The 12221-nt window shown below is 73.9% G+C and carries 7 protein-coding genes; all 7 read right to left on the reverse strand.

Annotated elements, in window-relative coordinates; genetic code table 11:
• Positions 1-94: 94 nt before the first annotated feature.
• Positions 95-1366, reverse strand: a complete 1272-nt coding sequence (locus ABZ260_RS34475; protein WP_355626072.1) for an MFS transporter — start codon at positions 1364-1366, stop codon at positions 95-97.
• Between the two features lie 152 nt (positions 1367-1518).
• The gene (locus ABZ260_RS34480) at positions 1519-4617 is read right to left on the reverse strand and encodes an amino acid adenylation domain-containing protein (RefSeq protein ID WP_355626074.1); all 3099 of its coding nucleotides are present in this window, start codon (positions 4615-4617) and stop codon (positions 1519-1521) included.
• Entirely contained in the window at positions 4614-6464 is a 1851-nt protein-coding gene (locus ABZ260_RS34485) for a non-ribosomal peptide synthetase (protein ID WP_355626076.1), read from the reverse strand. Before ABZ260_RS34485 ends, ABZ260_RS34480 begins: the two co-directional genes overlap by 4 nt.
• A 56-nt stretch (positions 6465-6520) precedes the next feature.
• On the reverse strand, positions 6521-8017 hold the full coding sequence (locus ABZ260_RS34490; protein ID WP_355626077.1) for a condensation domain-containing protein: 1497 nt from the start codon (positions 8015-8017) through the stop codon (positions 6521-6523).
• Entirely contained in the window at positions 8004-9497 is a 1494-nt protein-coding gene (locus ABZ260_RS34495) for a condensation domain-containing protein (RefSeq protein ID WP_355626079.1), read from the reverse strand. The genes ABZ260_RS34490 and ABZ260_RS34495 overlap by 14 nt, the downstream gene beginning before the upstream one ends.
• On the reverse strand, positions 9494-11062 hold the full coding sequence (locus ABZ260_RS34500; RefSeq protein WP_355626081.1) for a condensation domain-containing protein: 1569 nt from the start codon (positions 11060-11062) through the stop codon (positions 9494-9496). The genes ABZ260_RS34495 and ABZ260_RS34500 overlap by 4 nt, the downstream gene beginning before the upstream one ends.
• 8 nt (positions 11063-11070) lie before the next feature.
• On the reverse strand, positions 11071-12221 hold a 1151-nt coding region (locus ABZ260_RS34505), incomplete at its 5' end, for a fatty acid--CoA ligase family protein (protein ID WP_355626083.1).

The following is a 12221-nucleotide window of genomic DNA, read 5'->3' on the forward strand; positions in this document are numbered from 1 at the left end:
GCCGACCGGCCGGTCGGCGCCCCAGGGGACGAAGAGCCGTGCCGCGCACGCGCGGGGCACGGCTCCCGGCGGCGGACGGCGTCCGGCCGTACGGTCAGGGCACCGAGCGGATCTTCCAGACCAGGGCGGCGCCGAGCAGGACAAGGGCCGCGGAGGTCAGGTAGAGGACCGGATAGCCGCCGAGACCGGCCACGATGGGACCGGCGATGACCGGGCCGAGCACCTGGGGTCCCGAGTTGGCGATGTTGATGACACCGAGATCCTTGGCACGTCCCTCGGCGGCCGGCAGGACCTGGGTGACCAGGGCGTTGTCGACCGAGAGGTAGATGCCGAAGCCGACCCCCATGATCGCGGCACCGACCGTCGCCACCGGCCACTGCGGCCAGAACGCGAGCATCACCGCGGGGACCACGCTGATCAGGCCGGAGGCCGTGACGAGCGCCCTGCGGCGGCCGAGCCGGTCGGAGACGACGCCCGCGACGACGGTGGTGAGCACGACCGTCGCGGTGTAGATCAGGATCAGCGTGAGCAGGCCGTCCTCGGCCCGCTCGCCGGGGAAGAGCCGCTCGTAGCCGACCGCGTCGGTGAGGAAGTACAGCAGGTAGAGCGTGGCGACGGCGTTGCCGAGCTGCATCAGGAAGCGGGTCAGCCAGGCCCAGAAGAAGTCGGGGTGGGCGCGGGGGCTGATCCAGAAACCTCTCAGGAAGGCCCCGAGCTCGAAGGGGGGCCTGGCCGCCAGGCGAGGGTCGGGGGTGGTGAGAACGAAGGGGAGCACGCAGAGCGGGATCAGCACCGCTATCAGGAAATATCCGGATTCGGTGGTGGTGGCGACCATGGTGACCAGGACCACGGCGAGCACCACCCCCAGCGACTGGGGAATCCCGATCCAGCCCGACACCTCACCCCGCTGGCTCACCGGCACGTGGTCGGGTACCCCGGCGTTGAGCGAGGCCTGCATCGCGTTGAGCCCGGCCTGCGCGAGGCACCAGCCGGCCGCCAGGCCGGCGATCGTCCCCTGCCCCGCCAGCAGGACCAGCGCCCCCGCGCCGACCAGCGCCCCGGCCAGCGACCACGGGTGCCTGCGCCCGAACCGTCCCGCCGTGCGGTCGGACAACGCCCCCGCGATGGGGTTGAACAGCATCGCGACGGCGGCCCCCAGCCCGGTCACCAGCGCCAGTGCCCCCTCCTTGCCCGCCGGGTCGACCACCGCCACCTGCGAGGGAAGCAGGACCTGAAGCGGCCCGAAGTACCCCATCCAGAGCGCCAGGTTGGCCAGCGAGATGCCGGCCACCCACCAGGGCCCCACCCTGCGCGCCGGCTCCGCGAGCGCCGACCTCGGGTCGGGAACGGGCTGCACAACGCTCATGGGGCCTCGCATCCTGGTGACTCACGACTCCGAACAAGCGCCCGACAACACGAGGCGTGCCCGGATGCTACGCCGCCTCCCTCCCTCATCAACAGCCCCCGGCCGACACCGGATTCCCGCCGGGAGCGCGCCCGAGAGCGCCACCGGCGGGATCAGGAATGGTCGGTGCCCGCGAGCAGGTCCATGGCCTCCTCGTCGGTCAGGGCGTCCAGTTCCTTGATCAGCAGTTCCTCCAGCGCCTCGGCGAGTGAGGCGACGGTGCTCATGGCGAAGACGGTCCGGATCGGGACCTCGATGCCGGTGGCCCGCCTGATCCGCGCCGCCACCCGGGTCGCCAGCAGGGAGTGCCCGCCGAGTGCGAAGAAGTCGTCGAAGACACCGACCGCCCCCGTGCCGAGCAGCTCGTCCCAGATCCCGGCCACCAGCCTCTCCGCGTCCGTGCGCGGCGCGACCCGCTCGGCGGAGGAGGCGGCGACCGGTTCGGGGAGCGCGGCGCGGTCGATCTTGCCGCCCGGGGTGAGGGGGAACGCCTCCAGGCTCACCCAGGCGGTGGGGACGAGCTGGCGCGGGAGCGAGTGCCCCAGGTGTTCCCTGAGGTCCGCCGGATCCGCGGTGCCGGTGACGTAGGCGACGAGCTCCTCGCCCCGGCCGGTCACGAAGGCCTGGCCCACCTGCGGATGGGCGAGCAGGCGGCTCTCCACCTCACCCGGCTCGATCCGGAAACCCCGGATCTTCAGCTGCGCGTCCAGCCGCCCCAGGAACTCCAGCCGCCCGTCGGAGCGCCACCGCGCCCGGTCCCCCGTCCGGTAGCGGCGCGCCCCGGGGGCACCGTACGGGTCGGGGACGAAGGCACCGGCGGTGAGCGCCGGCCTGCCGAGGTAGCCGCGGGCCACCCCGGCCCCGCCGATGACCAGCTCCCCGGCCGCGCCGGGTGGCAGGGGCTCTCCCCTGTCGTCGAGCACCCGGACGGTGGTCTCCGCGATCGGGCCGCCGATCGGCGGGCGGCCCACGACGTCGCGCGCCCCGAGGTCGGCGGCGGTGGCGATCACCGTCCCCTCGGTCGGGCCGTAGGTGTTGACCAGCCGGACCCGGTCGCCGAGCAGGCCGCGCCAGCGCTCCACCGCCGCCGCGGAGACCTGCTCGCCGCCGAGGATCACCAGGCGGAGCGAGGCGGGCCAGGCGGTCTCGCCCGGCTCCTCGGCCAGTGAGTGCCAGTACGCGGTCGGCAGGTCGAGCACGGTGACCGCCTCGCCCTCCGGCGAGGCCAGCAGGTCGGGCAGGCTCGTCGCCCCGTCGGGGAGGAGCACCAGCGTGGCCCCCGCAGCCAACGCCGGGAAGACCTCCTCGACATGGGCGTCGAAGCTGAGCGAGGCGAACTGGACGACCCGGTCGCCGGAGGTCAGGCCGTAGTCCGCGCGCATCCACCGCACCCGCGCGGCCACCGCGCCGTGCTCCACCAGCACGCCCTTGGGCACGCCGGTGGAGCCCGAGGTGGTGATGACGTACGCGGCGTCCAGCGGCACGGTCGCGCCCCGGAGGGGGGCGGGTGCACCGACGGCACCCCCGGGAAACGCGGGTGGCGCGGGGGCGACGGCGACGCGGCCCGGCGGCGGTTCGCGCAGGGTGATCAGGTGGGTGGCCGAGCCGTCCGCCATCGAGAAGGCCAGCCGCTCGTCCGGGACGTCGGGGTCGAACGGCAGGTAGGCGGCCCCCGCCCACCAGACGGCGAGCAGCGCGGTGATCGCCTCGATCGAGCGGGGCAGGCAGACCCCGACGACGTCGCCGCGGCCGACCCCGCCGTCACGGAGGACCCCGGCGAGCGTGCCCGCGCGAGCCAGCAGCTCGCCGTACGTGACGCTCTCCCGCCCGCAGACCACGGCGACGGCCTCGGGCGTCCGCCGCGCGGCCTGGTGGATCATCTCGGGAACCAGGACGTCCCCGGCGAGCTCGGCGCCGGACGGCCCGGCCGACAGGGTGTGGGTGTCGGCGTGGTCGGCGTCGGTCCAGATCGGCAGGGCGGAGAGCGGGGTGTCGGGGCGGGCCGCGACGGATTCGAGGAGCAGGGCGAACCTGGCGGCCAGGCGGCCGACCTCCGCCGCCTCGAACAGGCCCGTGTCATGGCAGAAGGAGAGGCCGAGCCCGTTCTCGTCGGACCACACCTCGACGAGGAGGTCCACCTTGGCCTGCCGGAACCCGGCGTCGATGTCGGTCACGGTCAGCTCGCCGAACGCCCGCCGGGGACCGGCGTCCTGGTTGTGCAGGATGAGCATGGAGGACAGCAGCGACTCCACGGGGTGGCCGAGCTGCTCGAAGGGGACCGAGAAGTTGCCCAGCGCGGCGAGGACCTCGCCACGGCTGCGGCCGATCAGTCCGGTGAACGGCGGGTCGCCCGACAGGTCCCCGCGGAGGATCACCGTCTGGGAGACGTATCCGACCATCGGTTCCAGCTCGACCCGGTCCCGGCCCGCGACGACGGTGCCGACCAGGACGTCGGTCTGCCCGGTGTGCCGCAGCAGCAACGTCTGGTACGCGGCGACCAGCACGGTGAACAGGGTGGTGCGCTGCTCGGCGGCCAGCCGCTCCAGCCGCCGCGCCGTCTCGGGTGACAACCGGACACCCTGGAACTCGCCCCGCCCGCTCCCCGCCCCCTCCCGGCGGAACGGCAGCTCGACCGGGGGCGGCGCGGCGAGCCTCTCCCGCCAGTACGGCACGGCCCGCTCGGCCCTGCGCCGCTGCCAGCGCGCGTAGTCGCCCGCCTGGACCGGCAACGGGCGCAGCCGGGGTTCGGCCCCGGCGAGGCGCGCGGTGTAGCAGTCGGCCAGGTCGTCCAGGATGACGTTGAGCGACCAGCCGTCCGAGATGATGTGGTGCATCGTGACGCAGAGCACATGCCGGTCGTCGGTTATCCGGATCACCGCCACCCGCAGCGGAGGCCCGGCCTCCAGGTCGAACGGCTCGTTGGTCCGCTCGGCCACCAGGCGTTCCGCGTCCTCGCGGCTCCCGGAGCGCAGCCACTCGATCCCGGGTGCCCCGCTCTCCACCACGGCCCAGGGAACACCGTCCTCCTCGGTGAACCTGGTGCGCAGGCTCTCGTGGCGGGTCAGCACGTCGGTGAGCGCCCAGATCAGCGCGGCCTGGTCGAGGGGGCCGCGAAGCAGGCGTACGAGATACATGTTGTAGGAGGCGTCGTCCGGATCGACGCGCTGCAGGATCCAGAGCCGCTCCTGCGCCGGGGACAGCGGCGCCCTCATGCGCCCGGCCCCAGTTCGTCGAAGATCGCCGCGAGTTCCTCGGCACCGAGGCCGTCGAGCTGCTCGCGCAGCGCGGCGACCTCGACGAGGTCCAGGTCGTCGTCGTCCAGGCGGTCCAGCTGCCGGGCGAGCCCGGCGACGGTCGGATGCTCGAAGAGCGCCACCAGCGGCACGGCGACGCCGAAGCGCGACTGGACCCTGGCGATGATCTGGGCGGCCGTCAGCGAGTGCCCGCCGAGCTCGAAGAAGTCGTCGTCGACCCCGACCGGCCGCTCGATTCCCAGCACCTCCTCCCACATCGCGGCGAGCTCGTCCTCCGCCGAACTCGACGGCGCCCGGTAGGGGGTCGTCGACGCCCGAGCCCGGTCGGGTGCCGGCAGCGCCGCGCGGTCGAGCTTGCCGTTGGGGGTGAGCGGCAGGGAGTCGAGGGTGACGAGGTGCGCGGGCACCATGTACTCGGGCAGGCTCGCCCTGAGTCTGGCGCGCAGCGCCTCCCACGGCCCTTCCGGTGCCGCTCCCTCCGCACCGACCAGGTACGCCACCAGCGTGGGCAGGCCGTCCGGTCCCTGGTGGACACCGACGGCGGCCTGGCGCACCCACTCCACCGAGCGCAGGACCGTCTCGATCTCCTCCAGCTCGATGCGGAACCCCCGCACCTTGACCTGGCTGTCGGCCCTGCCCAGGTACTCCAGGCGGCCGTCCGGGGTGCGCCGGACGAGGTCGCCGGTCGCGTACATGCGCCCTCCCCCGCCGGCCGCGAAGGGGTCGGGCAGGAAGCGGGCGGCGGTCAGGGCGGGCATGCCCCGGTAGCCGCGGGCCACCCCGGCCCCGCCGATGTGCAGTTCCCCGGCCTCGCCGTCCGCGACCGGCAGGCCGTCGTCGCCCAGGAGGTACAGGGACGTCTCGGAGATCGGCTCCCCCAGCACGACCCGGGCCGGTGCGGGCGCGACGATCCCCGCGGTGGACCACACGGTCGTCTCGGTCGGCCCGTACACGTTCCACAGGCTCGTCCCCGGGGCGAGGAGCGCGTCGGCGAGGTCTCGCGGCAGCGCCTCTCCCCCGCAGAGCCGGATACGGATCGTCTCCGGCACTCCGCCGGCCTCCAGCAGGATGCGCCAGGTGGCCGGGGTGGCCTGCAGTGCCGTGATCCGCTCGGCGACCGCCAGCGCCCGCAGCCTCTGGCCGTCGGCCGCCTGGCTCGCGGAGGCCACGACGACCCGCGCCCCGCACGCCAGGGGGAGCAGCAACTCCAGGACGGAGATGTCGAACGACAGGGTGGTGACGGCGAGCCAGCGGTCCTCGGGCGTGAGCTTCAGCCGTTCGGCGAACGAGCCGAGCAGGTTCTGCACGGCGCGCCTCGGGACCTCCACCCCCTTGGGCCGCCCGGTGGAGCCCGAGGTGTACATCACGTACGCCAGGTCGCCCCGCGGTCCCCGCGGCGTGTCGCGGCGGGCGGTGGGGGCGGCACCGTCCGGGGCGAGCACGAGGATCCGGGGGACTCCGGCCAGCAGGCGCCGGTCCACACCGGCCTGGGTCAGCACCAGGCCGATCCCGGCGTCCTGGCGCATGAGCCGCAGCCTGTCCTCGGGGAAGGCGGGGTCGAGCGGGACGTACGCGCCTCCGGCGGCCCAGACCGCCAGGACCGCGACGACCATCCCCGTGGTGCGCTCCATGCACAGCCCGACCGGGACCTCGGGGCCCACTCCCCACTCGCGCAGCACCGCGGCGAGGTCGTCGACCCGCCGGTGCAGCTCCCGGTAGGTCAGCTCGCCGCCCTGCCCGCTGACCGCCACCGCGTCGGGTGCCGTCGCCAGCCGGTCGCGTATCAGCTCCGGCACCGTCACCATGCCCTCTCCCTGCGGGTCTGGTGCCGTGAGTCCCGGCTCTCGCGCCGGGGAGGACATCACCACGGTCGTACACCTCTCAGGTCGGACAGCCGGAGGCCCGGGTCGGTCCCGGCCCGCTCCACCACGTCGGTGAAGGTGCGGGCCAGGCGCCGCGCGGTTCCGGCGGAGAACAGGTCACTGCTGTAGTCGAGGACGCCGCCGAGGCCCTCGGGCCCCCGCCAGGCGTCCACGGACACCTCGGCCTTGGTACGGCCCGTCGCGGGGACGGGGTAGACCTCGGCCGACAGGTCGCCCATCGTGGTCCGCAGCAGGTCGTCCTTGGGCAGGTTGTGCAGGTTGAACATGGCCTGGAAGAGCGGCGGCCTGCTCAGGTCACGGGGCAGGCGCAACGAGGCGAGGATCCGCTCGAACGGCGTGCCGGCGTGCTGGAGTCCCCGGAAGAGCGTCAGCCGGGTGCGTTTCATCAGTTCGAGGAAGGTGGGGTCGCCCGACAGGTCGGCACGGAGCACGAGCGTGCCGGCGAAGTAGCCGATCAGCGGCTCGATCTCGGTACGGTCCCGGCCGGAGACCGGCACCCCGACGCACAGATCCCGCTGCCCGGAGGCCAGCGAGAGGGTCGCCTGGTAGGCGGCGAGCAGCGCCATGAAGAGCGTGCAGCGCGCGCTCCTGGCGACGTCCTCCAGCCGGGTGATCACCTCGTCGGGCACGAGCAGGCTCTCCTGCCCGCCGCGCCCGCTCCAGCGGGCGGGACGAGGATGGTCGGCGGGGAGGTCGAGCGCCGGCACCCCGGCGAGCGTACGGGTCCAGTGGTCGAGGTGGGAGGCGTCCTCGTCCCGTTCGGCGCGGCGCCTGTCCTCCTCGGCGAGCTGCGGGTACTGCGCCGGGAGCTCCTCCAGCGCCGGCGGCCTGCCCTCGCGGTGGGCGGCGTAGCACTCGGTCACCTCCCGCATGAGGACGTTCAGCGACCAGCCGTCGACGACGATGTGGTGCAGGACGATGCAGAGCAGGAAGTGCTCCTCGCCCAGTCGCAGCAGCGCCACGCGCAGCGGCGGGCCGCCTTCGAGGTCGAACGGCCGGTTCACGAACTCCACGACGGCCGGGGCCGGGTCGCCGGTGACGTCCGCCCGCTCCACCGGCACCGGCGCGACGGGCACGACGATCTGGACGGGACGGTCACCGGCCAGCCGGAACCGGGTGCGCAGCACGTGGTGCCGCTCGGCGACGCGGGTGAAGGCGGCGGCGAGCGCCTGCACGTCGACGGGGCCGCGCAGCCGCACGCACCAGGGGGTGTGGTACGTGGTGTCGCCGGGGTCGAACCTGCTGAGGAACCAGAGGCGCTCCTGCCCGAACGACAGGGGCCACCGCCTGCCCCCGCCCCGCTCCCGCGCCGCCGCCAGCAGCGCCGCGCGCCGTTCCGGCGACAGCCGCGCCAGCCGGTCGAGCAGTTCCTCACGCCGGTCCTGCGCCGCGTGCTCCCGTGGGGCGTGCTCCGGCGCGGACTCCCGCACCGCGAGGTCCGCCTCCGCGGCGACGCGGGGGTCAGGCGTGGTCACCGGCCACCTCCCTGGATCTCACCGTCGCCGGGCCGCTCTCCGGCGTACCGGGAAGGGCCGCCTCCCGGACGGCGGGGCGCTCGATCGGGACGATGCCGCACAGCTCGGCGACCTCGTCCAGCGCCACCTCCTCGGCCACGGCCCTGACCAGCAGCCTCTCCACCCCGCCCAGCAGCGCGTAGGCGGTGGAGCGCGGCAGGCAGGCGGTGTCGGTCAGCAGGTAGAGCCGGCAGGTGTTCGTGGCGGGCCCGGTGGCGAAGAAGACCGTGGCGTCCACCGCGTCCCAGGCGCCGACCAGGAAGAACCTGGTCCGCTCGGTGAGGGCGGCGACCGCGGCCGGATCCCCCGCTGGTTCCACCTTGGGCAGGTTGGGCCAGTGAGCGGTGGTCCGCGTGTCGTTGAAGTAGGCGGACAGGTCGACGGGACCGCCACGCTCCCTTCCGATCTCCTCGCGCAGCGCCATCATCCGGTACGGGTCGTAGTGCGCGTTGCGGTAGGCCATCAACGCCCGCCGGTGCCCGGCACGGACCACGTCGGCGAACGTCCCGTCCGGCAGGTCGAGGACGAGGAGCCCGTCCTGCACCGCGGTGCCGGCCATGGCCGCGGTCCTGGGGTCGTGCCGGTTGGCCACGATCAGCTGCATGACCACCCGGCGGTGCCCGGTGAGCACACCCAGCAGCACCGCGCTCGCCGTGGTCAGCACGCTGGCCGTGCTGACCGACCACCGCTCGGCCAGGATCTCGGCGGCGGCGGCGACGGCCACCGACTCCATGCCGACCCGGACGAACCTCGGCTCCTCCGCGGTGATGCGGGGGAAGTCGAACATGGTCTCCGGCGCCCTCGAAAGCTCGGCCCGGCAGTGGCGGAGCGCCCGCTCGCCGCGGGCCGCTCCCGCCCCCTCACGCTCGAAGACGGCCTGGTCCAGCGGCTGCCACCCGGGAGCGGGCAGCTCGTCCCCGGCCAGCAGCGCCCGCCAGTCACCCGCGAGCACGTCCAGCGCCCAGCCGTCCACCGCCAGGTGGGACAGCGCGAAGGCCACCGCGCGCGGGCGGCCGCCGACGGTCACGACGGCGCAGCGGAACGGCAGCTCGACCGCGTAGTCGAAGCCCCTGGCGGCCAGCTCGGCGGACACCTTCTTGGCGGCGGCGAGTGGCTTGTCCTCCCCGGCGTCGACCACCTCGACGTCGAACCGGCCCCGGCTCGCCACCCGCTGGACCGGCCCGCCGGCGGCGTCCTCACAGGTGGTCCTGAGGGTCTCGTACCGCTCGACGAGGCCGCGCAGGGCGCCGATGACGGCATCCTGGGTGTGCCTGCCGTAGACGGGCAGCACCCAGGGCATGTTGAAGTACGGGTCGCCGTCCTCAAGCCACCGGGTGATCCTCCAGATGGCCAGCTGGCCCCAGGTGAGCGGCGACTCGCCGCCCCGCGCCCCGGAGAACTCGACGGTCACCACCGATGACCGTCCGGATTCGGCCGTCATCGGGCTCTGGCTATCTCTTCGACGACGCCCTCGACGGTCGGGGAGTCGATGAACACCTCGAAGGAGAGCTCGACGCCCATCCCGTCCCGGACACGGGCGATGATCTGGGTGATCGTCAGCGAGTGACCACCGAGGTCGAACAGGTCGTCGTCCGGCTGGACCGTGTCCACGCCGAGCACCTCGCACCAGATCGCCGTGACCTGCCCGAGGAGCTCGGTGTCCTCCCCCCTGGCGCCTTCACCGCCGGAGACCGGACCGGTGACGAGGCTGTGATCGGCCTGATCGGCCTGATCGGCCTGGCCGGCGGGGACGACCCGGGGAGGCAGGGGCAGCTCGTCGAGCGGGGCGCCGGGGCGGGCCGCGATGCCGGCGAGCAGAACCCGCAGCCGCTCGGCGACGCCCTCGCAGGCGGCGCGGTCCAGGATCTCGGGGTTGAACCGCAGGCGGGCCTCGGCCCCGGCCGTGCCGTCGGCGCCGTCGACGACCTGCAGGTGCAAAGTGTTGCGGACCGCGCCGTTGGACGCCGCCCAGTCGACCGAGGCGTCCAGTCCCGCGAAGGAGGGGTCACCGGCCGGGCGTCTGCGGTAGCTGACCGAGACGGGGGTGAGCGCGGAGCGCGGGCTGATCCCGCCCAGCGCCCTGGCCAGGGGAATCTCGCGATAGCGGTAGATCGCCCGTAGCTCCTCCCTGATCGACCGGGCGAACTCGGCGAACGTCCCGGCCGGGCTGGAGGCCACGGGCAGCTCGTTGACGAACGCCCCCACGTGCTCGCGCGTCTCCTCGGTCCTGGTGGACAGGTCCACCGCCACCGTGACGCGGGCGTTGCCGTACCCGTACAGGAGCGTGTGCAGTGCGGCCAGCACGACCTCGAAGCGGGTCAGGCCCAGGTCGGCGGCGATCGCGGCGACCTCGCCGCCGAGGCGGAATTCCACGGTGTCGCCGGACGCGGCGCGCAGCGAGGTGCGGGTGAGGCCGGGCAGCAGCAGGTCCTGCCCGTCCTGCCATCTCGGCCGCCAGAACTCCGCCGCCTCCTCCAGCGCGGCGGCGACCCGGCCCTGCTCGGCGCGGGCGATCTCGTCGCAGGAGAGCGTCAGGGGGGCGAGGGCGGAGCCCCCGTAGGCGGCGGCGATGTCACGGAGCAGCAGGTCCTTGGAGACGCCGTCGAAGACGGCGTGGTGGGCGACGATCTGCAGCAGGTGCCGCTCGGCCCCCAGCCTGAAGAGGGTGAACCTGGCCGGCGGACCCGACTCCAGATCGAAGGGGCGCGCCACCTCCTCCTCAAGCCGGCCGGGCTCGGGCGGGGTCTCCTCGAAGCGGATCGGCGGGGGCACCTTGCCGGGGAGCAGGCGGACCTCGCCGTCCCGCTCCGCCAGGACCGCGGCGAGCACAGGATGTCGCTCGACGGCCGCGGCACAGGCGGCGAGCATCGCGCCGGTGTCGAGCGGGCCGTCGAGCCGCAGGGTGAGCGGCATCGCATAGACCCGGCCACCGGCCCCCATCCGCTCGGTGATCCACATACCGTGCTGGGCGAAGGTCGCCCGGTCCCATCCCGCTGTGAGCGACATCGACATTTTCACGTGCCTTCCGTCTGACCTGTCGCGGCGACCTCGAACAGGCCCCGCAGCTCCCTTTTGACGACCTTTCCCGACTGGTTCCTGGGCAGGGTGTCGACGACGAGCACCCGTTCGGGGAGTTCGTGCCCGGCCAGGCGGTCCATCAGGAAGGCCCGTAGATCCCCGCCGGAGGTCCCGGCGGACCGCAGCACCACCGCCGCGGCGAGCACGCTGCCGAGTACCGGGTGCGGGACACCGAGCACCGCGGCCTCCGCGACGGCCTCGTGCTCGTGGAGCGCCGCCTCCACCTGGAGCGTGGAGACCTTGAACGCGCCCGACTTGACCACGTCGCTCTCCCGGTCGACGAGATGGAGGTAGCCCTCGGCGTCCAGGCGGCCGATGTCCCCCATCCGCACCCAGCCGCCCCTGAACGCCTCGGCGCCCGCCTGCTCGTCCCGGTAGTAGAAACGGGTGGTGGTGGGTGAACGCATCCAGACCTCGCCGGTCTCTCCCGGGGGCAGCGGGTCGCCGTGCGCGTCGGTGATGCGCAGGGCCCCGCCGAACGCCGGCCGTCCCAGCGCCCCCGGCCTGGACGGATCGAAGATCATGATGGTCTGGGCGGGAGCGGCCTCGGTGGAGGTGTAGTAGTTGGTGACCGTCGCGTTGGGGAAGGCGTCGGCCAGGCGCGCGGCCACCGCGGGCGGCAGGGCCGAGGCGGCCGAACCGAGCAGCAGGACGCTCGACATGTCGTGGCGCTCGTGCAGTCCCGCGTTGAGGAACTCGATGGCCATGGCGGGTACGACGAACACGGTGCCGACCCGGCGCGACTCGATCAGCCGGGCGAGGCGGCCGGGGGTGAAGCGCCCGAGGGTGAGCATGGCCGGACGGGCGTCCAGCGCGTTCATCAGCATCGTCTGACCGGCGTTGGTACCGATCGGGAAGGCGTGCAGCAGGTGGCGCGAGTGGCCGAACCTGCGGCGGTTGGGGCGGGTCTCGCAGCCGAAGGCCAGGTTGGCGTGGCTGGCGCCCACGCCCTTGGGCAGCCCCGTGGTGCCCGAGGTGTAGAGGATCTGGGCCAGGTCCGCGGGCTCGACCCGCACTCCGGGCGGCCCCGCCGTCCCACCCTCCAGCTCCGCGACGGCCGCGCTCCAGCGGTCGCCTTCCGGCGGGG

Origin of the sequence: Streptosporangium sp. NPDC006013 (assembly GCF_040614275.1) — a bacterium.
Classification (GTDB): domain Bacteria; phylum Actinomycetota; class Actinomycetes; order Streptosporangiales; family Streptosporangiaceae; genus Streptosporangium.